The following is a 24,462-nucleotide window of genomic DNA, read 5'->3' as shown; positions in this document are numbered from 1 at the left end:
ACCAGAAGGATTTGAACCCATGCAGCCCCTACATCGATTGCCGTCCGCCGTCGTCTTGCTGTTCTCCGTGGCCTGCGCCCTGGCGGTGGGCAATGTCTACTACGCACAACCCTTGCTCGACGCCATGGCCCGGGAATTTGCCATCGACCCGGGCCTGGTCGGCCTGGTGGTGACCCTGACCCAGGTCGGCTATGGCCTGGGCCTGTTGCTGCTGGTGCCGCTGGGCGATCGTCTCAACCGCCGGCGGCTGATCGTCGGCCAGTCGCTGCTGTCGGCCCTGGCCTTGCTGCTGATCGCCTGGGCGCCGAGTCCCCCCTGGCTGTTGCTCGGCATGGGCCTGACCGGCCTGCTGGCGGTGGTCACCCAGGTGCTGGTGGCCTATGCCGCCACCCTGTCGGCGGCCAGCGAGCGCGGCCAGGTGGTGGGGGTGATCACCAGCGGTATCGTGATCGGCATCCTCCTGGCCCGCACCTTGTCCGGGGCCATGGCCGACCTGGCCGGCTGGCGCTCGATCTACTGGCTGTCGGCGGCCCTGACGCTGGTGATTGCCGCCCTGCTCTGGCGCGTGCTGCCGCGCCAGGAACCGGCGCAGGCTGCGGGCAGTTACCGCGAACTGATGCGCTCACTGGCGCTGCTGTTGCGCGATGAACCGCTGCTGCGCCGACGCTCGGTGCTGGCCCTGCTCAGCTTCGCCTCGGCGATGGTGCTGTGGACGCCGCTGGTGCTGCCCCTGAGCGCCCCGCCGCTGTCGTTGTCGACCGGCGAAGTCGGCCTGTTCGGCCTGGCAGGAGCGGCGGGCGCGCTGGCTGCGGCACGGGCCGGGGCGCTGGTGGATCGCGGCTTGGGCCAGTGGGTCAGTGGCGGCTCGTTGCTGCTGATGCTGGCGTCCTGGGCGGCCATTGCCCTGACCGGCTATTCATTATGGGCGCTGCTGCTCGGCGTCGTGGTCTTCGACCTTGGCCTGCAGGCCGTGCACGTGGCCAGCCAGAGCCTGATCTACCGCCTGCCGGAGGCCACCCACAGCCGCCTGACCGCCGCCTACATGCTGTTCTACTCGGTGGGCAGTGCCTTCGGCGCGCTGACCTCGACCCTGGCCTACGCCTGGGGCGGCTGGCTGCTGGTGTGCGCCTACGGCGCCCTGCTCAACGCCCTGGCCCTGGGTTACTGGTGGCTGACCGAAGGCGCGCGGGCTCAGAACTGCACGTCGAGTATCACGTTGTCCAGGTAAGTACCGGCTGGCGGGGTGGTCTGGTCGGTGTAGACCTTGGCGTTGTAGTTGAAGACCTGACTGCCGGTACCGGTGCCCGCGCCGGGATTGATATCGGCGTCGCTGCTGGCCCGGCGGGCAGAGGTGACGCTTCCCCAGCGCACGCTGCCGGCGCTCTTGAAGATGTCATAGGCCAGGTAGTTGTTGGCCGCCGACTTCATTCGCCGCCGCCCGGCGGACACATTCTGGCCATCGTCCAGGCCCACGGTGTAGTTGCTGCCCTTGGTGCAGGAGACGTTGACGTTGCTGTTGACCGTGCTGAAACCGCCGACCACCGGCGCGCTGCCGAAGCTGATGTTGGGGCTGGTGATCTGGCAGTCGTTGGTGACCGTCAGGCTCACGGTCAGGCTGGTGGTGCCGGTGAGGTTCTGCCGGCCCAGGCAGATACTGCCCACGCCGATGCCCCAGCAGTAGCTGATGTTCCAGTACACCGACAGGGTTTCCTGGTAGAGGCCGGCGGCGACGTTGCTGCCGGTCAGGCTCTTGAGGTAGATCGGCACCGCCTTGGGCGTGGTGCCATTGAGCAGGCCGAGGGCATCGATGATGCCGTTGCGGGCAAAGTCGTAGGGCTGGCTACGGTTGATGGCGAAGTTGGTGGTGTTGTTGGCGTACAGGGTGTAGGCGATCACATCGCCGGTGGGCCCGAGCATGCCGGTACTGCCCGCAGGCGGGGTGAAGGTGGCATAGAAGTGATCGTCGCTGGCCAGCAGGCTCGCCAGGGATCCTGTGCATTGCAGTCCGGCGTTGAGGGTCGACGCCGACTGCACCGTGGTGCGCACCAGGGTCGAACTGACGCTGCCGAAGCTGGCCGGCGCGGTATCGATCACCGTGCACAGGGCCTGCACCTGCGGGCTGGCGAGCAATGCCAACAGCGTCAGCAGGCGCTTCATTGGCACACCAGCGGGCCGATCAGCGGCACCTGGTCCTGTTCGGGCGCCAGCTTGAAGTGCACCCGGCAACTGCCGCCATTGGCGATCTGCACCTGCAGGCTGTTGTCCGCAGCCAGGCCCTCGAGGTACACCAGCCCGTCCCAGCCGACCACCGCCAGCGCCCCGCTCTGCTCGTGGCGCACCTGGCTGCCCAGCGCCAGTTCCTTATTGTTGCCATCGACCAGGACGATGCTCGCGGCCACCACCCGCTGCAGCGGGAACTCCAGCAGGTAGCCGCTGCCGCGACGCACCGCCACCCGTTGCTCGACCTGCGGGCTCTGCACGTTGGCCGGCAGCTCCATGGGGTCGATCTCGTATTTGGCCCGGTAATAGGCGCTGCTCCAGGGCACCAGCAGGTGGCCGTTCTGGTCGGTGCGGCCGACCAGCTGGTTTTCGTAACGCACCGGTACCTCGGCAAAGCCTTCGGTGCTGACCACCACGAAGGCATCGTCGATGCGGTTGGCGGCGAACACCCCGGCGTCCATCCACACCAGCGAGCCGCTGGCATCGGCCCAGCGGGTCATGCTGTCGCTGCTGCCGTAGGCGCCGGCCTGCAGTTGCACCGATTGCAGGCGCCAGGTGACATCGGCCTGGCGATAGGCTTCGCGGTCGCCATCGGCGTAACCGAGGTTGAAGCCGACCCCGCCTTCGCTGGGCACCGCTCGGCTGTAGTTGACCCGTTGCTGGTTCTCGCCTTCCTTGTTGCGCTCGACGCTGAAGCTCAGGGTGCCGCGCAGGTCGAACGGGATCACCAGTTGTGCCTGCACCGCCCACTGGCTGTCACCGATTTCGCGGTTGGCCGACAGGTACAGGCTGCTGTTGCGCCACAGCGGCTTGCTCCAGCTGAGGTTGAGCAAGCGGGTGCGCGAGTTGTCACCGGCGCGTACATCGAAATAACCGGCACCGAGGCTGCCGTAGCGCTCGAGGTTGAGGCTCATGGTCACCTGCTCGCTGCGCTGGCTCAGGCGCGTGTAGGGGCTGTCGACCAGCGACAGGTCGGCGTAGTCGCCACGCCGTTGCAGGCGCTGGTAATTGAAGCCCAGGCGCTGGCTGTTGTACTGGTAGCCGAAGCTCAGTTGCTGGCCGCTGCGGCTGTCGAAGCTGCTCTGGCTCAAGGCCGCGTTGACCACGCCCCAGTTGCCCACCTGCCAGTTGCCGCCCAACCCGCCGAGGGCCAGGGACTCGGCCGCTTCAGCATGGCTTTCGAGGGTGAAGCTGTCGCTCAGGCCGTAGCGCAGGCTGGCCGCGGCAACCCCCGGGCCATAGGCAAAGTCGCGAATCGCGTAATCCCGGCGCAGGCTACCGGCAGCGACCGAGAAATCCGCCAGGCCCTTCTGCAACAGGCTGTTGGTGACATAGAACGGCAAGGTGGTCGACACCTGGCGGCCCAGGGCATCGGTGGTCACCACCACTGCCTCGCCGGCGCCATTGATGAACGGCACGTTGGTCAGGGTGTAGGGGCCCGGCTGCAGCTCGGCGCTGGAACTCTTGTAACCGTTGATGAACAGGTCCACCGAGGACGGCACCGCCGCTTCCCCGGCAAAGGCCGGCAATGGGTAGGTGACCAGGTCCGGGCGCACGGCAAAGTCGCGCGACAGTTGCAGGCCGCCGAGGCGCACCGAACTGGTCCAGGGCAAGGCGCCGCTGAGCACGTCGCCGACCTCCAGGGTCAGCAGGCGCGCTTCGTCGGTGTAGCGCCAGGTGCTGTCGTAGCGGCGAAAGCCTTCCTGGCTGCCGGCGTAATCGTTGCCGCCGAGGGACTGGCGCCACTGGCCGGTGGTCGACAGCGTGCCCCAGCTGTCGAACAGGCGCAGCTCGTTCCAGGCCGCGAGATAACGGCCGCCGTCGTCGGTGTCGTTGAGGTACAGGTCATAGTTGAGCAGTGCCCCGAAGCTGCTGCGGGCTTCGCTGGCCGGGTACAGCTGGCGGCTGCCGATGCGCTGGTTCGGCAGCCAGTTGGCCGGCACCTGCACGACCAGGCGCTGGCCCTGGCTGTCATAGTCGCTGTGCAGGCCGGGAATGCTGTCCAGGGCCACTTCGGCGCCGTATTCGCCGGGCAGTTCGATACCGGCGGCCTGCAGGTCGGCGCTGGCCATGTACAGGCGCCCGGCGCGCTGCTGCACCGCTACCAGCTCAGGGCTGCTCATCTGGTTGACCACCAGTTCCAGGAACAACGGCGCATCGGCAACCGCCTCGAGGCTGGCCGGGGGCGGCGGCAGTTCGCCAGCCAGCAGCGCACCACAGCCCAGCACGGTCAGGCCGCAGGCCTGCAGCGCCGAAGAAATGCTCACACACAGTATCCGACCATTACCGGGTCCTCCCTGGCCCCTGTTGTCTTGCCGCTAGCTGCAGGTCATTGGCCCTGACTGAGGGTTTGCGCCGGCTCCTGGCCATTGACCCGGCCCTTGAGCACCGAGGCGGCGCTCAAGGGCTGCGGCGCTGGCCAGCGCATGACCGCGCCGGGCAATACGTAGCCGAGCAGGCCCTCCACCAGTGGCCGGCTCTGGCCGCCCTGCTGCAGCACCATGTCGGTCAGGCGCGCGTGCACCGGCCCGGTATTGCGGATTTCCACATACGGCTTGCCCTGCACCGACACCTGGCGCCAGCTCAGCGCCGGCTTGCCCACCGCGCTGTCGCCGCGCTGGCCGCTGGCATCCGGCTTGCCCCAGAGGCCTTCGCCGTAGACGAACAACGGCACCGAGTAGCGCATCTGGAAACGGATCGCCGCCTGTGGCTTTTCGGCACTGGCCGCTGCCGGCAAGGCCGGGGGGATTTCATCGATGATGATGCGGTAGGCCTGCTCCTGGCCGACCGGCGAGCTGCCGGTGCGGGTCAGGCGAATCAGCTGCTTTTGCCCCGGGGCGATGTTGGCCACCGGCGGGCTGCCGATGATCTCGCGCTGGGCCTGGTACTGGTCGTCGAATTCGCCCTGGCGCCAGGCGAACACCCGAACCTGCAGGTTGGCCGGGGCGTCGCCGCGGTTTTCCAGCCATAGCGCACCGGCTTTCTGATTGGCCTCCAGCACCGGGTCAATCGGCCAGATCAGTACCGAGGTGGCGGCCTGCAACGGTGCACTGCAGAGCAGGACCACCGCGCCAGCCAAGAGGTTGTAGCTCCAGCGCGAACTGCCAGCGCCTACTTCCATGCACACACTCCTTTATTGTCGAAATCATCTGGCGGCGCGGCTCAAAAGGTCAGCACCACCTGCACCACATCGGTATAGCTGCCGGCCGGCAGGCTGCCGGTCAGCTGGGCCCGGGCGTAGACCGGCAGCTTGATCGCCGTCGGGTCGCTGTAGCTCACTGCCACGCTCTGGTTGATGCCCAGGCTCTGGCTGAAGCCGGCGTCGCGAAACAATTGATAGGCCACCAGCGAAGTGCCGCTGCTGCGTTTGAGGTTGCGCGTGCCGCTGGCGCTGTTCAGTCCTGCATCCACGCTCATGCTCAGGCTCACTCCCGGCGTGCATTGCAGGGTTACCGTGGTGCCGCCCAGGGCGGTGGTCACACTGCTGGTCGACAGCGCCGAATAGCTGCCGAAGTCCAGGTTGCCGTAGTTGCTCACCCCGCCCACCACCAGGCAGCCGGCCACCACCGTGGCGCTGACCTGGAAGGTGCTGGTGGTGACCGCCGCCACCGGCAACGGCGCACTGCCAGCGACCAGGGCCAGCAGCGCAGGCAAGGCGCGGGTCACGGCTCAGAAACTCAGCTCGACCGCTACGGTGTCGGTATACACCCCGGCCGGCAGGCCCGCCTTGCCCTTGGCCAGGCCGTAGAGGTTGACCGTCTGCGCCACGCCGGTGCTGGTCGGCAAGGTGATCGTGCCGTCGATGGCCAGCACCTGGGTGTGCCCTGAATCGGTGTAGAAGTCGTAGGGCACGTAGTTGGCCACGCCATCGTAAAGTGCCCGGGTGCCGCCAGACGACTGGCTGTCGTGAGCGCCGGCGCGCACCTTGATCTCCGGCACCGTGCCGCTGGAGCAGAGGATGCTCATGGCCCCGCCGCCACCGCCCAGCACCTGCCCGGGGGCATCAGTGAACAGCGCCTCCTGGGTGCCGAAATTCAGCGTACCGAAATTCAGGCCGCTGGCCCCGCCGCCACCGTTGACCTGGCAACTGGCGATCAGCGTCAGGGTGGCAGTGATATTGCCGGTTACCGTGGCCGCCTGGGCCTGAGCCGCGAGCGCCAGGCCCAGGCCTGCGAAAATGAAGCGTGAGAGGTTTGGGTGCATGTGTCACTCCTTGCGTGCTACCAATCCAGGGTCACCATCAGGGTGTCGCGGTAGATGCCAGCGGGCAGCGCCTTGGGATGGGCGACCACCGCGCCGTAGATCGGAATCGGAATCTGCGCGGCGCTGCTGACCGAAAAATTGCGGGTCTGGCCGATGGCATAAAGGGCCCGGCCCGAGGAATCGGCGGACAGCTCATAGGGGATCAGTTCGCGGCCGTTGCTCAAGCGTCGGGTGGCGCCGTCACCGTTGGCACCGCCGTTGATGCTCACGGTAAAGGCACGCACCGCCGGGTTGCAGCGCACCTGCAGGCTGCCGTCACCGGTGGCTTCTTCAATGCCTGAGCGCAGCGGGTTGGTCCAGCTCGGGCCCTGGCGGCCAAAGTCCAGCACGCCGCCGTCCGGGGTTTCGAGGGTGCCGGGCCCGCCGCTGATCTGGCAGGCACTGCTGATCACCAGCTGCGCCTGGATATGCCCGCTCATGACCGCGAAGGCATCGGGGCTGAGCAACAGCAGTGGGCCAACACTCAACAGCAATACCCGTTTCATACCGCCAGTTCCTTTAGCAGGCGCCGCCCCGGTTACCAGGTGACGGTGACTTTGAGCAGATCCGAATATCGCCCCACCGCCGGTACTTCGGCCAGACGGTCGATGCGCGCGTACAACGGCAGCGCCACCGAGCCGCTATCTGGCACCCGGGCATGCTGCACGACATTGACCGGCAAGGGCTGACGCCAGGCCGGGTCCTGATACAAACGGTAGGGAATGGGTTTTGTCGCAGGCTGGCCGCTGGCCAGGTAACGCACCTCGCCGATGCCACCGTGCTGGCCGCCATCGACCTGCACCTGATAAGCGGTGTCGGGGTTGCATTCCAGGCGCGGCGGGCGCAAAGCGATCAGTTGGCTGCTCAGCGGGCCGGCCGGGTCGTCCAGCCGTGCGGTGCGGCCGAAGTCGAGCACGCCCAGGGCCTGGGCGCCGGCATCGCGGGGCTGGTGGATAAGTACGCAGCCGCGCTGCACTTCCACTTTGACTTCAACCATGAAATCGGCGGCGCCTGCCGTGGTGGCCATGAACAGACCGAGCAGCGTCGTCAAAGAGCGTCCCTTCACCTTGTCATCCTTCAACGCAGGAGTGGTCTGACCTTGAGGGTAGCAGCGAAGGAAGAACCTGCCAGTTCACAGAGAAATGTATAAGCCCCGTACAAGATTCCCCTGTAGGAGCGGGCTTGCCCCGCGATAAAAATCGCCAGTTATCCCCTTTCGAGATCACTGGCCGCCCTCAATCATATTGGTTAAATTAGCCGCCCTCGCTCAAGCTGGCCCTTGAGTCCCGATAGCCCGAGGAACCCGGTTTGCCTGTCTTGCCCCCTTCCTGGATACGTACGCCCCTGCGTGCCCTGCGCCATTGTTTGAGTCGGCCGGTGGCTGATGAAAGCGGCCTGGCGGCGACCGTCCGTCAGCACTTTCGCGCCAAGGCCGCTGCCCGCGGTTACACCCTGAGCGCGGGGCAACTGCGGGTGATCGAGCATATGGCTACCCAGGCGGCGCAGCTTGAAAGTGGCCAGGCCTGTAGCCTGTACCTGTATGGCGCGGTCGGGCGCGGCAAGAGCTGGCTGCTCGATGGTTTCTTCCAGGCCTTGCCCCAGGCCGACAAACGCCGCCTGCACTTTCATGACTTTTTCGCCCGCCTGCACCAGGGCATGTTCGAGCATCGCCACGCGCAAGACGCCCTCGCCTGCACCCTGGATGAACTGCTCGAAGACTGCCAGGTGCTGTGTTTCGATGAGTTCCACGTGCATGACATTGGCGATGCCATGCTCATCACCCGGCTGTTCCAGGCCTTGTTCAAGCGGCGGATTTTTCTCCTGGTAACCTCCAACTACGCGCCGCAAGGCTTGCTGCCCAACCCGCTGTATCACCAGCGGTTCGAGCCGGTTATCCGTTTGATCAACAGCCAGATGCAGGTGCTGGAAGTCGGCGGCGAGCAAGACTTTCGCAGCCTGCCCAGTGCGGCTGGCCAGCAGCGCTTTACCCAGGGGCACTACCTGTGGCCGGGCAGCCGCGAACAGCGCCAGGCCTTGCAGTTGCCTGAGCCGGGTGACGCGCCGGTTTTATTGGAGGTTGGCAAGCGCACGCTGCGCGCACGCCTGAGCGAGCAACGCACGGTGGGCTTTGATTTTGTCGAACTGTGCGAGCAGCCGACGGCGGTGATCGACTACCTGGAACTGGCCCGGCGTTTTGATCACTGGATCATCGACTGCTTGCCGAACCTTGAAGACTGCTCGATTGCCGCCCAGCAGCGCTTCATCAACCTGGTCGATGTGCTGTATGACCAGGACAAGCACCTGGTGCTGATCGGCAGCCTGCCGCTGGCCGCAAGCCTGGGCGGCAGCGCCAGCGACCTGGCCCGCACCCGCAGCCGCCTGGGGCAGTTGCGCCAGGCTGGCTGCTGAGACCTGAACTACGAGCGCTGCGCGCTCGATCGCCGGCAATGCCGGCTCCCACAGGATTGGCAGTGTTCTCAAGGTTGGTGCAAGACCTGTGGGAGCTGGCTTGCCAGCGATGAAACCACTACCCAACCCGCGCCAGGCTCGCCAACACCGCTTCAATCTCCACCAACACCGCCGGATCATCCAGGGTCGAAGGCGGTGTATACGGCTGCTGGTCGGCAATCTTGCGCAGCACCGCGCGCAGGATCTTGCCCGAACGGGTCTTGGGCAGGCGCTTGACCACCCGCACCTGGTTGAAACACGCCAAAGCACCAATCTGCTCGCGCACGCTGGCCACCAGCTCGCTCTGCAACTGCGCCTGCGCAATATCCTGGCCGTCCTTGAGCACCACCAGTGCCAGCGGCACCTGGCCCTTGATCTCATCGTGCACGCCGATCACCGCGCATTCGGCCACCGCCGGGTGACGGGCGACCAGGTCTTCCATTTCACCAGTGGACAGACGATGGCCGGAGACGTTGATGACGTCATCGGTGCGCCCCATGATGTAGACGAAACCGTCCTCATCCAGATAACCGCCGTCACCGGTGTGGTAATAGCCCGGGTAAGTCTTCAGGTAGGCATCCAGGTAACGCTGGTGGTCGCCCCACAAGGTCTGGCTGCACCCCGGCGGCAGCGGCAAGGCAATCACGATCGAACCTTGCTGGTTGGCGCCCAGCAAGTGCCCATCATCGTCCAGCACCCGCACGTGATAACCCGGCACCGCACGATTGCTCGAACCCGGCCGCGCCGCACTGCCGTCAAGGCCCACGCAGGGCGCAGTCACCGGCCAGCCGGTTTCGGTCTGCCACCAGTGGTCGTGCACGGTCTTGCCGCTGGTTGTCTCCAGCCATTGATGGGTGCTGGAATCGAGTTTTTCGCCGGCCAGAAACAGTTGGCGCAGGGAGCTCAGGTCGTAGCGGCGCAGCAGTTCGCCGTCAGGGTCTTCCTTGCGGATCGCACGCATGGCGGTGGGCGCGCAGAACAGGCCGTTGACCCGGTACTGCTCGACCACCCGCCAGTAGGCACCGGCGTCGGGCGTGCGGATCGGCTTGCCTTCGTAGAACACCGTGGTGCAGCCGTTCATCAGCGGCCCGTAGACGATCAACGAATGGCCAACCACCCAGCCAACGTCGGAGATCCCCCACCACACATCCCCCGCCTGCATGCCATAGATGTGGCGCATGGCAAAGCTCAGGGCCACGGCGTTGCCGCCGTTTTCCCGGACAATCCCCTTGGGTTTGCCGGTGGTGCCGGAGGTGTACATGATGTACAGCGGGTCTGCGGCGGCCAGCTCCACCGGCGCCACCGGGCTGGCCGTGGCCACGGCTTCGAGCCAGTCCAGGTCGCGGCCTTCGACCAGCGCCGCCCGGGCTTGCGGACGTTGCAGCACCAGCACCTGGCGCGGCTGGTGCTTGGCCAGTTGCAAGGCACGATCCACCAGCGGTTTGTACTCGATGACCCGGTCGAACTCCAGCCCGCACGAGGCGGTCAGCAGCAGCGTGGGCCGGGCATCGTCGATGCGCAGGGCCAGTTCGTTGGCGGCAAAGCCACCAAACACCACCGAATGCACCGCACCGATGCGCGCACAGGCGAGCATGGCCATGGCCGCCTGCGGCACCATGGGCATGTAGATGATCACCCCGTCGCCCTTCTTGACCCCAAGCTCGCGCAGCAAGCCGGCCAGGCGCGCCACCTCGTCGCACAGCTGGTTGTAGCTGAACTGCTGCTGGCTGCCGGTCACCGGCGAGTCGTAGATCAGCGCAGTCTGCTCGCCACGGCCTTGCTCGATCTGATGATCAAGGGCCAGGTAGCAGCTGTTGAGCCGGCCGTCGGCAAACCACTGGTGGGTGCCGTCGGCGTTTTCAGCAAGGGTTTGCAGGGGCTTGCGGTACCAGGCCAGGTGGTCAGCCTGTTCGGCCCAGAAGGCGGCAGGATCGGCGATGGAGCGGGCGTAGCTGTGCTGGTATGTCATCGAATGTAAAACCCTGAACTTGTTGTTATTAATAAAGGGCGAGCTTCGAGTATGGACCGCGGCGGCCAGTCTGCCATGGGACTTAAGTCGCATCTTGCCGGTATGATGGGCGCCGTTTATTTTCGAGCCTGCCGCGATCCCCATGCATACCCTTGAAGACCTCAAAGCCGGCCGTCTGGCAGGTATTTCCCGCCTCGACCTGGCCTGCGGGCTGGAACAGTTCCCGGAGGAAATCTTCGACCTGGCCGACAGTCTGGAAGTGCTCAACCTTACCGGTAACCGCCTGAGCGACTTGCCCGGCGACCTGGGCCGCCTGCGCAAGCTCAAGGTGTTGTTCTGTTCGCAGAACCGCTTTCGCCATTTGCCCGAAGGCATCGGCCAATGCCCGAAGCTTGAGATGGTCGGCTTCAAGAGCAACCAGATCGAACAGGTCAGCGCCGCCGCACTGCCACTGCGGTTGCGGGCCCTGGTGCTTACCGACAACCGCATCGAAACCTTGCCCGAGGCTCTGGGCAACTGCCCGGACCTGCAAAAGCTGATGCTGGCCGGCAACCGCCTGCGCGAACTGCCGGCGAATCTCGCGCGCTGCACAAAGCTTGAACTGCTGCGGCTATCGGCCAACCAGCTGCCCGCCCTGCCCGAGTGGCTGCTGCAGATGCCACGCCTGGCCTGGCTGGCCTATGCCGGCAATCCCATGCCTGCGGGTTACTGCACCCCGCAGGACCCGGGCCATTGCCAGGTCATCGACTGGCAGCAGATCTCCCTCGAACAGGTGTTGGGCCAGGGCGCGTCCGGGGTCATTCACCAGGCCCGCTGGCAGCAGCAGAGCGCGCCAGTGGCGGTCAAACTGTACAAGGGCGAGATCACCAGCGACGGCTTGCCGCTCAACGAGATGAGCGCCTGCATTGCTGCGGGCGATCACCCGCAACTGGTACGCCTGGCCGGACGCATCGACAACCACCCGCAGCAACTACCGGCGCTGGTGATGCAGTTGATCGAGCCGAGCTGGTTCAACCTCGCCGGGCCGCCGAGCCTGGATTCCTGCACACGGGATACATACCCGCCACGACGCCTGAGCCTGGCCAGCGTGCGGCGCCTGGCCAGCGCCATTGCTGCAGTGGGCGCGCACCTGCACGGGCACGGCATTACCCATGGCGACCTGTATGCGCACAATGTGCTGTGTGATGAGGCGGGCGACTGCTTGCTGGGGGATTTTGGCGCGGCGTCGTTTCACCCGCTGGATGGCAGTGTGGCGGCTGAAGCGTTGCAGCGGATCGAGGTATTGGCGTTCGGGGTGTTGCTGGGGGAGTTGCTGGCGTGTTGCGAGGGGGATTGCGAGGGATTGAGGGCGGTGCAGCGGGGTTGTGTGCAGGCTGAGGTGATGCGTCGGCCAAGCTTCGACGAGGTCTGTCAGCAGCTTCGCGGTGTCTGAATCGCTGGCAAGCCAGCTCCCACACACTGTGGGAGCGGGCTTGCCCCGCGATGAGGCCCTTACGGTTTACATCAACCCGCCAGACCTACATACACGTTCTGCACGTCGTCGTTATCGTCGATCGCCTGCAGGAAGGCTTCAACCTCTTCCATCTGCTCATCGCTCAGGGTGCTGACCGGGTTTTTCGGGGTGTAGCCGATTTTCGCCGAGACCACGGTGAAACCCTGACCCGGCAGGGCTTTCTGCACGGCGTCGAGGTCGGTAGTGTCAGTGATGAACAGGGTCGCGCCCTCTTCTTCGCCTTCGGCAAAATCCTGGGCACCGGCTTCGATGGCGGCCATTTCCGGGTCAGCGTCAGGGCTGTTCGGCGTGGCTTCGATCAGGCCGACGTGGTTGAAGTCCCAGGCTACCGAGCCCGAAGCGCCCAGCTGGCCCTTGCGGAACAGGACGCGGATCTGCGCCACGGTGCGGTTGACGTTGTCGGTCAGGCACTCGACGATCAGCGGCACCTGATGCGGGGCAAAGCCTTCATAGGTCACGGCGGTGTACTGCACCGCATCGCCATCCAGGCCTGCGCCCTTGCGGATCGCCCGTTCCAGGGTCTCGCGGGTCATCGAGGCCTTTTTGGCTTGCTCGATGGCCAGGCGCAGGCGCGGGTTCATGTCCGGGTCGGCGCCGGACTTGGCCGCGATCTGGATCTCCTTGGACAGCTTGCCCATGATCTTGCCTTTGGCGTTGGCTGCTACTTCTCTATGCTTGGCTTTCCACTGTGCGCCCATCTCGACTCTCTTGTTTCAGGTGCCGGTTCAGGTAGCGACCGGCCAAAGTGGCAAGCAGTTTATACGCTCCGCAAGCCATCGACAAAAAAACCCTTCAGCCCTTGTCGGCCTTGCCCGCGGCGGCGGCAAACCGCGCCAGGCGCACGTCGAGGTGGCGCGGGCGGTGGCCGTTGTCTTCGGCCTGCTCCTTGCGACGGATGGCATTGCGCACCATCAATGAGCCCAGGTACCGAATCGGCTCCGGCGGGAAATAGCCCAGCGGGCCGTTGACCAGCGGCGAGCGGGTCCACGGGTTGTCCAGGCCCAGGGCCAGCGACGAGAGGATCTGCCCGCCCATATGGCAGGGGCCGACGCCGCTGCCCGAGTAACCAAAGCCGTAGAACACGTTGCCCTGGCCATTAAGCCGGCCAAAAAACGGCAAACCGGTCACCGAACGGTCCGACGGCCCGTTCCAAGTGGCGGCGATCGGCACCTGGGCCAGCGCCGGGAAGAACTCACCCAGGCTGCGGCGCAGCAACGGCTCGTAGGGTGAAGGTTGGTCGAACACCGGCAACATGCGCCCGCCATAGGCGAAGGTATTGCCGCCCTTGCCGAGCATCAACCGGCCATCACTGGTGTTGTGGTAGTAATGCACGAAGATCCGCGAATCGAGCACGCTGATGCCGCTGGTCAGGCCGATCTGCTGGAGCAGTTCGGGTTGCGGTTCGGTGATGATCATGTCACTGGAGACGATCGCCACGCTGCGTTCGAACTGCGGGAAGGCCCGCGCCATCCAGGCATTCAGGGCCAACACCACGCGGCCGGCGCGGACAGAGCCAGAGGCGGTCTCGACCACGGCCTGCGGCCCTTCCTGCAAGCCGGTCATGGCCGTGCCTTCATAAATGCGCACCCCCTTTTGCAAGGCGACCCGGCGCAGGCCGCGCACCAGTTTGCCCGGCTGTACCGTGGCGGCCGCTGGCGAGAACCAGCCTTCCAGATGCTTGGCCGAGCCTGCCAGGCGCTGCACCTGCTCTACCGGCAAGCGGCGGAACGAGTTGATACCCTGGCGCTCCAGGGCGGCAATCACGCCATCGGTGGCGCCGACCTGGGCGCGATTGGTGGCGGTGTACAGGGTGCCGTCCAGACGGTAATCGGCATTGATGCCATGGGCCTGGCAGAAATCACCAATGGCGTAGATGCTCTGCTCCGAGGCCTTGACCAGGCGCACCGCCTCGTCCACCCCGAACAGCCGCTCAAGGGTGAAGTACTTGGCCGACCACGACAGCGCACAGCCGCCGTTGCGTCCACTGGCCCCGGCGCCACAGATGTCGGCTTCAATCAGCACGACATCCAGCGCCGGGTTATGCTCCTTGAGCATGAGCGCCGTCCACAGGCCGGTGTAACCACCACCGACGACGCACACCTGGCAGTCGATATCGCCAGCCAGCGGCGGGCACGCGGGTGCAACTTCCTGGTCCAGCGCCTGTTGCAACCAGAACGGTCTCATGTGGGCTTCCCTTTAGGTTCAAGTGCGCAGCGGTTTGATGGCCATGGCCGTGTTGGGGGCGACAGCCGGTGTGTGCTCGGCGCTGGCCGGGCGGCTGTTCCAGTGCGGCAGCAGCACCAGGGCGGAGAACAGCGCGCACCCGGCGAACACGATGAACACCGTGACGCTGTCGAAATAGCCCGGCAGCAAGCCGCCGAGAATCGCCCCGACCGAACCGCAGCCGTTGACGAAGCCGGCTGCGGTGGCGCCGGCCTTGGCGGTGCCGAAATCGATGGCTGCCGCGCCGCTGATCATCGAGTCCGGCCCGTACAGGGTCAGGCCCATGACGAACAGCAAGGCCACTACCAGGATCACGCTGCCGGTATTGAGCGCAGCCATGAACAGCCCGAGGGTCACGGTCAGCACGACCAGGCTGATCACGCAGGCTGGCATACGGCGGGCACCGAACAGTTTGTCCGAGGCCAGGCCGATCATGATCGGGCCGAGCAGGCCGGCCAGCTCGAAGGCGGTGGGGATGATCGCCGCACCGACCTTGCCCACCGAGGGCATCTGTTCGAAGACGATCACCGGGCCCCACAACAAAATGGCGTAGCGCGCCGGTTTGAGCAGAAAGTACGCAAGCCCCAGGGTCAGCACCGTGCGGTTGCGCAGGATCTCGCGCAGCGGTGCCCAGATGCTGCAGAGGGTCGAGCCCGGGACCATGCTCTCAGGCTCCGGCTCCACCGCCGGCAGGCCGACGTCTTCAGGCTTGTTGCGCTGAAAAATGAAGAACAGCACCGCCACTACCGCCACGACGGCAGCGCTGGAGATAAACGCCGCATGCCAGCTGCCGATCAGGGTGTAGGCCCACCAGCCGGCGAACGGCGACGCCACCAGGCCGCCGAAGGCATAGCAGGAACTCCACAACCCAAGAACCCGCCCGCGCTGGGAGGACGGGAAGAAGCTGCCGATGTTCTTGCACAAGCCGGCCCAGCCGGTCGATTGCGCCAGGCCCTGGACCAGCATGCAGGTGGCGAAGATCGGGAAGGTCGCGTAACTGCCCATCACCACCGCCGCCGCCGCCGAGATCACCAGGCCACCGAGTACCACCACCCGCGGGCCGAAGCGGTCGGCGAGCATGCCCCAGGTAAATTGCCCGACTGCGTAGGCGGTCAGGTAGAGGGCGTCGAGGTTGGCCATGGCCATTTTGTCGAGGGTAAAGCTTGGGTCTTCGGCGATGCCGAGCTTGGCTACCGAAAAGGCTTTGCGGGTGAAATAGAACGCGGCGTAGGCCAGCCAGGTGATGGCAAAAATCTGCACGCGCCAACGTTTGATATCTGCGACGTATTTGTTCATGGTGGATCTGACCTCGGAAGCTGAGTGTGCCGGCAGAATTTGAAAAAAACGCCTGTCTTGTTGTTGTGTTGCGCACTGCGTGACGGCCGGTCGAACCCGTCACCTGCTCAGATAGAAACAATTACTGACTGATAAATAAAATCGATTTATCGTATTTCACAAATAAGCTCAGCTTGTAACAGGTGCTGCGATGTCGGTGTCCCATGCTCAGTTGAAGGCTTTCCACGCGGTTGCCCTGCACGGCAGCTTCACCCGCGCCGCCGAACGGTTGTTCCTGACCCAGCCGGCGATCTCCGACCAGGTGCGCAAACTCGAAGAACGCTTCGGCGTGTTGCTGTTTCACCGCAACAAGCGTTCGGTGCAACTGACCGACCTGGGCGAGCGCCTGCTGGCGATCACCCAGCGCCTGTTCGTCTGCGAGGCCGAGGCCCATGAACTGCTGCAGGATTCCCGCGCCCTGCAGACCGGCACCCTGGTGCTGGCGGTGGATGCGCCGGTGCACGTGCTGCCGCAGATCGCCCGCTTCTGCCAGCAATACCCGGGGATCAGCGTCAAGATCGAAACCGGCAACACCGACGAGTCGCTGCTGCGGCTTTTCAACTACCAGGCCGACCTGGCCCTGCTCGGTCGTGACGTGGATGACGAGCGGTTGCTGTGCGTGCCGATGCGCAGTGACCCGATGGTGGCCTTCGTGTCCCATAACCATCCATGGGCCAGCCGCGGCTCGATCAGCCTGGCGGACCTGGATGACACGCCGATCGTGCTGCGTGAACCGGGCTCGGTGACCCGTCAGACGCTCGAAGAAGAAATGGCCCGCGCCGGCCTGCGCATCCGCGCGGCGATCCAGGTAGAAGGCCGGGAAGCAGCGCGCGAGGCGGTGGTGGTGGGGATTGGCGTGGGGGTGGTGTCGGCCGCCGAGTTCGGCGCCGATGCGCGGGTGTGTGCGTTGCCGATTGTCGACTGCCAGCGGCGCTTGACCGAGACCCTGGTGTGCCTGCGTGAGCAGAGTTCACGGCGGCTGGTGGCGACGTTTTTGCAGATGGTTCAGGACAGCCTCTGAAACCGCGGCGCGGCCATCGCTGGCAAGCCAGCTCCCACAGTAGCTCCTGCTTACCCTGTGGGAGCTGGCTTGCCAGCGATGGGGCCTTCAGCTCAAGCCGCTTCCCTGCCCCGCGCCAGCGCCTGCGCCGCCGCCAGCATCGAGCGCAACAGCACCGCGCAACCATCGGCCAGGTCTTCAGGCGCGGCATTCTCGATCTCGTTGTGGCTGATCCCGCCTTCGCAGGGCACGAAGATCATCCCCGCCGGCCCCAGTTCAGCGACAAAGATCGCGTCATGCCCGGCGCCACTGACGATATCCATGTGCGACAGCCCCAGCCCCCCGGCCGCGCTGCGCACCGCCTCCACGCAACCCTCGTCGAAATACAGCGGCGGGAAATCTGCCGTCGGCGTCAGGCTGTGGGTCAGCCCGTGCTGCTGACAGGTGCTGCTGATCACATCCTTGACCTGGGCAATCATCGAATCCAGCCGCGCCGGCTCCAGGTGACGGAAATCCAGGGTCATGCGCACTTCGCCGGGGATCACGTTGCGCGAGCCCGGATAGGCCTGCAGGCAACCGACCGTGCCGCAGGCGTGGGGTTGATGCTCCAGGGCCACGCGGTTGACCGCCGCCACCACCGCGCTGGCGCCGACCAGGGCATCCTTGCGCAGGTGCATCGGCGTGGGCCCGGCGTGGGCCTCGACGCCGCGCAGGGTCAGGTCGAACCACTTCTGCCCGAGCGCGCCCAGCACCACACCGATGGTCTTGTGCTGGTCTTCCAGGATCGGCCCCTGCTCGATATGTGCCTCGAAGTAAGCGCCCACCGGATGGCCGCTGACCGGCCGTGGCCCGGCATAGCCAATGGCGTTGAGCGCCTCGCCGACGCTGATACCTTCGGCATCGGTCTTGGCCAGGGTTTCGGCCAGGGTGAATTTCTCGGCAAACACCCCCGAACCCATCATGCACGGGGCAAAGCGCGAGCCCTCCTCGTTGGTCCACACCACCACTTCCAGCGGCGCTTCGGTTTCCACCTTGAGGTCATTGAGGGTGCGCAGCACTTCAAGCCCGGCCAGCACACCAAAGCAGCCGTCGAACTTGCCGCCGGTAGGCTGGGTGTCGATATGACTACCGGTCATCACCGGCGGCAGTTGCGGGTTGCGTCCCGGACGGCGGGCGAAGATGTTGCCAACGCCGTCAATGGTGACGGTACAACCGGCCTCTTCGGTCCATTTGACGAACAGGTCGCGGGCCTGGCGATCGAGGTCGGTCAGGGCCAGCCGGCAGACCCCGCCCTTGACCGTGGCGCCGAGCCTGGCCAGGTCCATCAGCGACTGCCACAAGCGTTCGCCGTTGATATGCCGTTGGGTCGATTGCAGAACGTCCTGAGTTGTTTGCATGTTCTTCTCCTGCATCACGTGCCTGGCCTCTGCGGGCCATAGGGGCTACACGGTGGGTTTGAGGTTGGCCGCGCGGGCCGCCTTGAGGCTGCCAAGGGCGTAATAGATCAGCCCGCCCAAGGCGGAGCCGGTAAACCAGCCAAAGTCGTAGAACCAGCTGAAGGCGGTGCTGTGCAGCGACAGCAGGGTCAGCACCACCGGCACGCCAAAGGCGATGAAACCGGCAGCGTTCCAGGCCGGATAGACGTCGTCGCGGTACAGGCCGGCGAGGTCCAGGGTCTGTTTGCGGGTGATGAAGTAGTCCACCACCATGATCCCGGCAATCGGCCCGAGCAGGCTGGAATAGCCCAGCAGCCAGTTGGAATAGAGGCTTTCCAGGCTCACCTCGCTGACGATCCAGCCGAGCTTTTTCAGCAGTTCATGGCCCATCAGCAACAGCCCCACCAACCCCGTGAGCAGCACTGCGGTGGTACGCCCGATCCATTTCGGCGCCAGGTTCTGGAAATCGTTGGTTGGCGAGACGATGTTCGCTGCGGTGTTGGTCGACAGTGTGGCGATGATGATCAGGGCCATGGCCAGCGCCACCCACATCGGGCTCTGGATATGCCCGATGAGGCTGACCGGGTCGGACACGGTTTCACCCACCAGCGAGGCAGAAGCTGCGGTCAGCACCACGCCGAGGGCGGCGAACAGGAACATGGTCAGCGGCAGGCCAAAGATCTGCCCGAGGATCTGGTCTTTCTGGCTTTTCGCGTAGCGGCTGAAGTCAGGGATGTTCAGCGACAAGGTGGCCCAGAAACCGACCATGGCGGTCAGCCCGGCAAAAAAGTAGCCGTACACGCTGGCGCCTTCCGGGCGCTTGGGCGGCTGGGCCATCAGCTCGCTGATCGAGACATTGGGCAAGGCCCACACCAGCAGCCCGGCGCCCACCAGCACCAGCAACGGCGCCGACAGGGTCTCCAGCCATTTGATCGACTCGGCGCCGCGCAGCACCACCCACAGGTTAAGGCACCAGAACAGCATGAAGCCGATCACCTCGCCGGTGCCGCCCAGCGCCTTCCAGTCCGCCGACAGCGAACCAAGAAACAGGTGGATGGCCAGGCCGCCGAACATCGTCTGGATACCGAACCAGCCACAAGCCACCAGGGCGCGAATCAGGCACGGCACGTTGGAACCGAGGATGCCGAAGGACGAGCGCAGCAGCACCGGAAAGGGAATGCCGTACTTGGTGCCGGGAAAGGCATTCAAGGTCAGCGGAATCAATACCACGGTGTTGGCCAGCAGGATCGCCAGCAGTGCCTCGCCCACGGTCAGCCCGAAATAGGCGGTGAGCACGCCGCCGAGGGTATAGGTCGGCACGCAGATCGACATGCCGACCCACAGCGCGGTGATGTGCCATTTGTTCCAGGTGCGCTCGTGCACCTTGGTCGGGGCGATGTCGTGGTTGTACCGGGGGCTGTCGAGGACGTCGCTGCCGGCGTCGAGTTCATACAAGCCGTCGCGTTCGCTCACCTGCGATCTGGTCTGCTGCATGGCCGCTCCACTGTTGTTGTGTTTTTGGGAGGTGGTTGCATTGCACTGGCATGTGGGCAATCACGGATGCCCATGAGAAATCTTGACCATTTCCACAACCTGTCAAGACGGACAGGACCACTGGTCGTTTTCCTCAAGCCTGGGCAAATCATATAAATTCTTATTAATCAGATAGTTAACTAAGTTATAAGCTTATAAATTAAATATTTGCCCTATCCGAAATCGCCGACTAGATTCAATTCCTGACAGCGATGACAGGTTTTCGCCTACGCTGAAAAAAGTACAAAACCTAGAACCGGTAACAACCGGTCAAGCCTGCGAGGAGCATCTGATGACGCTTATGATTCGTGGCGCCACCCTGATTACCCATGAAGAAAGCTACCGGGCCGATGTGTTGTGTGCCGACGGCGTGATCAAGGCCATCGGTACTGACCTGGAGGTCCCGGCCGGTTGTGAAGTGATCGACGGCAGCGGCCAGTACCTGATGCCCGGCGGCATCGACCCGCACACCCACATGCAGCTGCCTTTCATGGGCACTGTGGCCAGCGGGGACTTCTACAGCGGCACCGCCGCAGGCCTGGCCGGCGGTACCACCTCGATCATCGACTTCGTGATTCCCAACCCGCAGCAGTCCTTGCTCGAAGCCTTTCACCAGTGGCGTGGCTGGGCCGAGAAGTCGGCCAGCGACTACGGTTTTCACGTCGCCGTCACCTGGTGGAGCGAGCAGGTACGCGAGGAGATGGGCGAGCTGGTACGCCTGCACGGGGTCAACAGCTTCAAGCATTTCATGGCCTACAAGAACGCGATCATGGCCGCCGACGACACCCTGGTCGCCAGCTTCGAACGCTGCCTGGAGCTGGGCGCGGTACCCACCGTGCACGCCGAGAACGGCGAACTGGTCTATCACCTGCAGCGCAAGCTGCTGGCCCAGGGCATCACCGGCCCGGAAGCGCACCCCCTGTCGCGCCCCTCGCAGGTTGAAGGTGAAGCCGCCAGCCGCGCCATTCGCATTGCCGAAACCCTGGGCACGCCGCTGTACCTGGTGCACGTCTCGACCCGCGAAGCCCTGGATGAGATCACCTACGCGCGCAACAAGGGCCTGCAGGTCTACGGCGAAGTACTGGCCGGCCACCTGTTGCTGGACGACAGTGTCTACCGTCATCCTGACTGGCAAACCGCTGCCGGATACGTCATGAGCCCGCCGTTCCGTCCGCGCCAGGACGGCCATCAAGAGGCACTGTGGCACGGTCTGCAGTCGGGCAACCTGCACACCACCGCCACCGACCACTGCTGCTTCTGCGCCGAGCAGAAAGCCGCCGGTCGCGACGACTTCAGCCGCATCCCCAACGGCACCGCCGGCATCGAGGACCGCATGGCGGTGCTCTGGGACGAAGGGGTCAACAGCGGCAAATTGTCGATGCAGGATTTCGTCGCCCTGACCTCGACCAACACCGCGAAGATCTTCAACCTGTTCCCGCGCAAGGGCGCCTTGCGCGTCGGCGCCGATGCCGACCTGGTGCTCTGGGACCCGCAAGGCACGCGGACCATCTCGGCCGCCACGCACCATCAGCAGGTCGACTTCAACATCTTCGAAGGCAAGACCGTGCGTGGCATCCCCAGCCACACCATCAGCCAGGGCAAGCTGGTCTGGGCCAACGGCGACCTGCGCGCCGAGCGTGGTGCCGGGCGCTACATCGAGCGGCCGGCGTACCCGGCGGTGTTCGATCTGCTCAGCAAGCGGGCTGAGCATTCGCGGCCGGTCGCCGTTAAGCGCTGAAGAGCATCGCGGGGCAAGCCCGCTCCCACAGACACCGCCGAACCTGTGGGAGCTGGCTTGCCAGCGATGGAAGGCAAAGCCTTCCCCAAAAAAATAAAAAAAGAGGAACCCACCGTGATCGATTCCCTCAACCACCTCCCCCGACCGAACCAGAACCACGCCAGCCTCGCCGAGCACTTCAGCGACCTGGCGCCTCCCCTCACCGACCGCCAGGCCGTACTCGAAGCCTCACGCTGCCTGTATTGCTACGACGCCCCCTGCGTCAATGCCTGCCCCAGCGAAATCGACATCCCCTCGTTCATCCGCAACATTCATCAGGAGAACGTCCAGGGCGCGGCGCAGAAGATTCTCTCGGCCAATATCCTCGGCGGCAGTTGCGCGCGGGTGTGCCCCACCGAGATCCTCTGCCAGCAGGCCTGCGTGCGCAACAATCACCAGGAGTGCGCGCCAGTGCTGATCGGCCTGTTGCAGCGCTACGCGGTGGACCACGCCGAGTTCCAGCAACACCCGTTCCAGCGCGCCGCCAGCACCGGCAAGCGCATTGCCGTGGTCGGTGCCGGCCCGGCGGGGCTGTCCTGCGCCCACCGCCTGGCCTGGCACGGCCATGACATGGTGATTTTCGAAGCCCGGGAAAAAGCCGGCGGCCTCAATGAGTACGGCATCGCCAAATACAAGCTGGTCGACGATTTCGCCCAGCGCGAGGTGGATTTCGTCCTGCAGATCGGCGGCATCGAGATCCGTCACGGCCAGGTGCTGGGCGACAACCTCAGCCTGGCCGAGCTGCAACAGCAGTTCGATGCGGTGTTCCTTGGCCTGGGCCTGAACACCGTGCGCCAATTGGGCCTGGCCAGTGAAGGCGCGCCAGGCATGCTCGCCGCCACCGAGTACATCCGCGAACTGCGCCAGGCCGATGACCTCACCACCCTGCCCGTCGCCGACCGCTGCATCGTCCTGGGTGCCGGCAACACCGCCATCGATATGGCCGTGCAAATGGCCCGTCTCGGTGCCCGTGACGTCAACCTGGTGTATCGCCGTGGCGTCGAGGACATGGGCGCCACCGAGCACGAGCAACACATCGCCAAGGAGAACCAGGTGCGCCTGCTGACCTGGGCCCAGCCTGAGGAAGTATTGCTGGATGACCAGGGCCGGGTGTGCGGCATGCGTTTTGCCCGCACGCACATGTGTGACGGTCGCCTGCAGCCAACCGGGGAAACCTTCGAACTGGCCGCCGATGCGATCTTCAAAGCCATCGGCCAGGCCTTCGATGACAGCGCGTTGAGTGACAGCAGCGGCCAACAGCTTGCCCGCGATGGCGAACGCATTCGTGTGGATGAGCAGCTGCGTACCAGCCTCCCCGGCGTGTATGCCGGCGGCGACTGCACCCAGCTCGGCCAGGACCTCACCGTCCAGGCCGTGCAGCACGGCAAGCTGGCCGCCGAGGCCATGCATGCGCACCTGATGCTCAATGTGGAGGCTGCATAAATGGCTGACCTGTCGATCGAATTCGCCGGTATCAAGGCGCCCAACCCGTTCTGGCTGGCCTCCGCGCCGCCTACCGACAAGGCCTATAACGTGGTCCGCGCCTATCAGGCCGGCTGGGGTGGCGTGGTCTGGAAAACCCTCGGCGAAGACCCGGCCGCGGTCAACGTCTCGTCGCGCTACTCGGCGCACTACGGGGTCAACCGCGAGGTCATGGGCATCAACAACATCGAGCTGATCACCGACCGCTCGCTGGAAATCAACCTGCGCGAAATCACCCAGGTGAAGAAGGACTGGCCCGACCGCGCACTGATCGTGTCGCTGATGGTGCCCTGCGTCGAGGAATCCTGGAAAGCCATCCTGCCGCTGGTCGAAGCCACCGGCGCCGACGGCATCGAACTGAACTTCGGTTGCCCCCATGGCATGCCCGAGCGCGGCATGGGCGCAGCGGTCGGCCAGGTGCCGGAGTACGTCGAGCAGGTCACCCGCTGGTGCAAGACGTACTGCTCGCTGCCGGTGATCGTCAAGCTGACGCCGAACATCACCGATATCCGCCAGTCGGCCCGCGCCGCCCATCGCGGCGGCGCCGACGCGGTGTCGCTGATCAACACCATCAACTCAATCACCAGCGTCGACCTGGAGCGCATGGTCGCCAATCCCATCGTCGGCGACATGAGCACCCACGGCGGCTACTGCGGCTCGGCGGTCAAACCGATCGCCCTGAACATGGTCGCCGAAATCGCCCGCGACCCGGCTACCCACGGCCTGCCGATCTGCGGCATCGGTGGCATCGGCAGCTGGCGTGACGCCGCCGAATTCGTCGCCCTGGGCTGCGGCGCGGTGCAGGTGTGCACGGCGGCGATGCTGCATGGATTTCGCATCGTCGACGAGATGAAAGACGGCCTCTCGCGCTGGATGGACAGCCAGGGCTACCGCAGCCTCCAGGAGTTCCAGGGCCGCGCGGTGGGCCACACCACCGACTGGAAGTACCTGGACATCAACTACCAGGTGGTAGCCAAGATCGACCAGGCGGCCTGCATCAGTTGCGGCCGCTGCCACATCGCCTGCGAAGACACCTCGCACCAGGCCATCGCCAACCTCAAGCAGGCCGACGGCAGCCACCGTTATGAGGTGATCGACGCCGAATGCGTGGGCTGCAACCTGTGCCAGATCACCTGCCCGGTGCAGGACTGCATCGAGATGGTCCCGCAGGACACCGGCAAACCGTTCCTCGACTGGCTGCATGACCCGCGCAACCCCTATCGCGAAGCGTCCTGAGGCATAAGGTAAAAACAGCGAGGGAGGATCATTGATCCTCCCTCGCGT

The 24,462-nt window shown here is 65.0% G+C and carries 20 protein-coding genes; 7 read left to right on the top strand and 13 right to left on the bottom strand.

The genetic code is table 11. The features are described 5' to 3' along the window. Positions 1–19: 19 nt before the first annotated feature. On the top strand, positions 20–1,228 hold the full coding sequence (locus LOY45_RS11295; protein WP_134063155.1) for an MFS transporter: 1,209 nt from the start codon (positions 20–22) through the stop codon (positions 1,226–1,228). Here LOY45_RS11295 and LOY45_RS11290 read toward each other — a convergent pair. The 7 genes from LOY45_RS11290 to LOY45_RS11260 form a co-directional block, all read right to left on the bottom strand. After that, a complete protein-coding gene (locus LOY45_RS11290) occupies positions 1,192–2,157 on the bottom strand; it encodes a Csu type fimbrial protein (protein ID WP_115087212.1) in 966 nt (321 codons plus the stop codon). The two genes, LOY45_RS11295 and LOY45_RS11290, sit on opposite strands and share 37 nt — an antisense overlap. Then, positions 2,154–4,481 carry a fimbria/pilus outer membrane usher protein gene (locus LOY45_RS11285; protein ID WP_258579300.1) on the bottom strand — a complete coding sequence of 776 codons (2,328 nt, stop codon included), beginning with the start codon at positions 4,479–4,481 and terminating at the stop codon, positions 2,154–2,156. The genes LOY45_RS11290 and LOY45_RS11285 overlap by 4 nt, the downstream gene beginning before the upstream one ends. Before the next feature lie 68 nt (positions 4,482–4,549). Next, positions 4,550–5,341: a fimbrial biogenesis chaperone gene (locus LOY45_RS11280; RefSeq protein ID WP_258579146.1), complete on the bottom strand. Its 792-nt coding sequence runs from the start codon at positions 5,339–5,341 to the stop codon at positions 4,550–4,552. Between the two features lie 41 nt (positions 5,342–5,382). Next, positions 5,383–5,886: a Csu type fimbrial protein gene (locus LOY45_RS11275; protein WP_115087215.1), complete on the bottom strand. Its 504-nt coding sequence runs from the start codon at positions 5,884–5,886 to the stop codon at positions 5,383–5,385. A 3-nt stretch (positions 5,887–5,889) separates the two neighbouring features. Next, entirely contained in the window at positions 5,890–6,423 is a 534-nt protein-coding gene (locus tag LOY45_RS11270) for a Csu type fimbrial protein (protein ID WP_115087216.1), read from the bottom strand. A 17-nt stretch (positions 6,424–6,440) separates the two neighbouring features. Next, positions 6,441–6,968: a Csu type fimbrial protein gene (locus LOY45_RS11265; protein WP_115087217.1), complete on the bottom strand. Its 528-nt coding sequence runs from the start codon at positions 6,966–6,968 to the stop codon at positions 6,441–6,443. Between the two features lie 32 nt (positions 6,969–7,000). Further along, positions 7,001–7,489, bottom strand: coding sequence for a Csu type fimbrial protein (locus tag LOY45_RS11260; RefSeq protein ID WP_115087655.1), 489 nt, complete (start codon positions 7,487–7,489; stop codon positions 7,001–7,003). A 281-nt stretch (positions 7,490–7,770) separates the two neighbouring features. On the opposite strand from LOY45_RS11260, the gene zapE reads away from it, so the two are divergent. Next, the gene (gene zapE, locus LOY45_RS11255) at positions 7,771–8,871 is read left to right on the top strand and encodes a cell division protein ZapE (protein ID WP_134063161.1); all 1,101 of its coding nucleotides are present in this window, start codon (positions 7,771–7,773) and stop codon (positions 8,869–8,871) included. Positions 8,872–8,989: 118 nt separating this feature from the next. Here zapE and LOY45_RS11250 read toward each other — a convergent pair whose 3' ends face one another. Then, a complete protein-coding gene (locus LOY45_RS11250; RefSeq protein ID WP_115087219.1) occupies positions 8,990–10,879 on the bottom strand; it encodes a propionyl-CoA synthetase in 1,890 nt (629 codons plus the stop codon). A gap of 142 nt (positions 10,880–11,021) precedes the next feature. Here LOY45_RS11250 and LOY45_RS11245 point away from each other — a divergent pair, with 142 nt between their 5' ends. After that, entirely contained in the window at positions 11,022–12,311 is a 1,290-nt protein-coding gene (locus LOY45_RS11245; protein WP_258579145.1) for a leucine-rich repeat-containing protein kinase family protein, read from the top strand. Between the two features lie 71 nt (positions 12,312–12,382). Here LOY45_RS11245 and LOY45_RS11240 read toward each other — a convergent pair whose 3' ends face one another. The 3 genes from LOY45_RS11240 to LOY45_RS11230 form a co-directional block, all read right to left on the bottom strand. Next, on the bottom strand, positions 12,383–13,090 hold the full coding sequence (locus LOY45_RS11240) for a YebC/PmpR family DNA-binding transcriptional regulator (protein WP_115087221.1): 708 nt from the start codon (positions 13,088–13,090) through the stop codon (positions 12,383–12,385). 94 nt (positions 13,091–13,184) lie between these two features. Then, the gene (locus LOY45_RS11235) at positions 13,185–14,576 is read right to left on the bottom strand and encodes an FAD-dependent oxidoreductase (RefSeq protein WP_258579144.1); all 1,392 of its coding nucleotides are present in this window, start codon (positions 14,574–14,576) and stop codon (positions 13,185–13,187) included. An 18-nt stretch (positions 14,577–14,594) separates the two neighbouring features. After that, on the bottom strand, positions 14,595–15,911 hold the full coding sequence (locus LOY45_RS11230) for an MFS transporter (RefSeq protein WP_115087223.1): 1,317 nt from the start codon (positions 15,909–15,911) through the stop codon (positions 14,595–14,597). A 190-nt stretch (positions 15,912–16,101) separates the two neighbouring features. On the opposite strand from LOY45_RS11230, the gene LOY45_RS11225 reads away from it, so the two are divergent. Then, a complete protein-coding gene (locus LOY45_RS11225; RefSeq protein WP_134063169.1) occupies positions 16,102–16,971 on the top strand; it encodes a LysR family transcriptional regulator in 870 nt (289 codons plus the stop codon). 92 nt (positions 16,972–17,063) lie between these two features. On the opposite strand, the gene LOY45_RS11220 is transcribed toward LOY45_RS11225, so the two are convergent. Beyond that, the gene (locus tag LOY45_RS11220) at positions 17,064–18,347 is read right to left on the bottom strand and encodes a Zn-dependent hydrolase (RefSeq protein ID WP_258579143.1); all 1,284 of its coding nucleotides are present in this window, start codon (positions 18,345–18,347) and stop codon (positions 17,064–17,066) included. 45 nt (positions 18,348–18,392) lie between these two features. Further along, positions 18,393–19,880, bottom strand: a complete 1,488-nt coding sequence (locus tag LOY45_RS11215) for an NCS1 family nucleobase:cation symporter-1 (protein ID WP_233674263.1) — start codon at positions 19,878–19,880, stop codon at positions 18,393–18,395. 331 nt (positions 19,881–20,211) lie between these two features. Here LOY45_RS11215 and hydA point away from each other — a divergent pair, with 331 nt between their 5' ends. The 3 genes from hydA to preA all read left to right on the top strand — a co-directional run bounded on the left by hydA (position 20,212) and on the right by preA (position 24,414). Then, the gene (hydA, locus tag LOY45_RS11210; protein ID WP_258579142.1) at positions 20,212–21,657 is read left to right on the top strand and encodes a dihydropyrimidinase; all 1,446 of its coding nucleotides are present in this window, start codon (positions 20,212–20,214) and stop codon (positions 21,655–21,657) included. A gap of 114 nt (positions 21,658–21,771) precedes the next feature. Then, positions 21,772–23,139, top strand: a complete 1,368-nt coding sequence (locus tag LOY45_RS11205) for an NAD(P)-dependent oxidoreductase (protein ID WP_258579141.1) — start codon at positions 21,772–21,774, stop codon at positions 23,137–23,139. Next, complete coding sequence (gene preA / locus LOY45_RS11200) at positions 23,140–24,414, top strand: NAD-dependent dihydropyrimidine dehydrogenase subunit PreA (protein ID WP_115087228.1); 1,275 nt, start codon at positions 23,140–23,142, stop codon at positions 24,412–24,414. Positions 24,415–24,462: the final 48 nt, after the last annotated feature.

It is taken from the genome of Pseudomonas wadenswilerensis (assembly GCF_024749185.1).
Lineage (GTDB): Bacteria > Pseudomonadota > Gammaproteobacteria > Pseudomonadales > Pseudomonadaceae > Aquipseudomonas > Aquipseudomonas wadenswilerensis.
Note: the sequence above shows the minus strand (reverse complement) of the source record. Positions and strands in the feature narration are given on the sequence as shown.

Excerpts from the sequence above, each read along its gene's own strand:
- LOY45_RS11295 (WP_134063155.1), top strand. The coding sequence starts at position 20 with ATGCAGCCCCTACATCGATTGCCGTCCGCCGTCGTCTTGCTGTTCTCC.
- LOY45_RS11290 (WP_115087212.1), bottom strand. The coding sequence starts at position 2,157 with ATGAAGCGCCTGCTGACGCTGTTGGCATTGCTCGCCAGCCCGCAGGTG.
- LOY45_RS11280 (WP_258579146.1), bottom strand. The coding sequence starts at position 5,341 with ATGGAAGTAGGCGCTGGCAGTTCGCGCTGGAGCTACAACCTCTTGGCT.
- LOY45_RS11270 (WP_115087216.1), bottom strand. The coding sequence starts at position 6,423 with ATGCACCCAAACCTCTCACGCTTCATTTTCGCAGGCCTGGGCCTGGCG.
- LOY45_RS11265 (WP_115087217.1), bottom strand. The coding sequence starts at position 6,968 with ATGAAACGGGTATTGCTGTTGAGTGTTGGCCCACTGCTGTTGCTCAGC.
- LOY45_RS11260 (WP_115087655.1), bottom strand. The coding sequence starts at position 7,489 with ATGGCCACCACGGCAGGCGCCGCCGATTTCATGGTTGAAGTCAAAGTG.
- LOY45_RS11250 (WP_115087219.1), bottom strand. The coding sequence starts at position 10,879 with ATGACATACCAGCACAGCTACGCCCGCTCCATCGCCGATCCTGCCGCC.
- LOY45_RS11245 (WP_258579145.1), top strand. The coding sequence starts at position 11,022 with ATGCATACCCTTGAAGACCTCAAAGCCGGCCGTCTGGCAGGTATTTCC.
- LOY45_RS11240 (WP_115087221.1), bottom strand. The coding sequence starts at position 13,090 with ATGGGCGCACAGTGGAAAGCCAAGCATAGAGAAGTAGCAGCCAACGCC.
- LOY45_RS11235 (WP_258579144.1), bottom strand. The coding sequence starts at position 14,576 with ATGAGACCGTTCTGGTTGCAACAGGCGCTGGACCAGGAAGTTGCACCC.
- LOY45_RS11230 (WP_115087223.1), bottom strand. The coding sequence starts at position 15,911 with ATGAACAAATACGTCGCAGATATCAAACGTTGGCGCGTGCAGATTTTT.
- LOY45_RS11225 (WP_134063169.1), top strand. The coding sequence starts at position 16,102 with ATGTCGGTGTCCCATGCTCAGTTGAAGGCTTTCCACGCGGTTGCCCTG.
- LOY45_RS11220 (WP_258579143.1), bottom strand. The coding sequence starts at position 18,347 with ATGCAAACAACTCAGGACGTTCTGCAATCGACCCAACGGCATATCAAC.
- LOY45_RS11215 (WP_233674263.1), bottom strand. The coding sequence starts at position 19,880 with ATGCAGCAGACCAGATCGCAGGTGAGCGAACGCGACGGCTTGTATGAA.
- hydA (WP_258579142.1), top strand. The coding sequence starts at position 20,212 with ATGACGCTTATGATTCGTGGCGCCACCCTGATTACCCATGAAGAAAGC.
- preA (WP_115087228.1), top strand. The coding sequence starts at position 23,140 with ATGGCTGACCTGTCGATCGAATTCGCCGGTATCAAGGCGCCCAACCCG.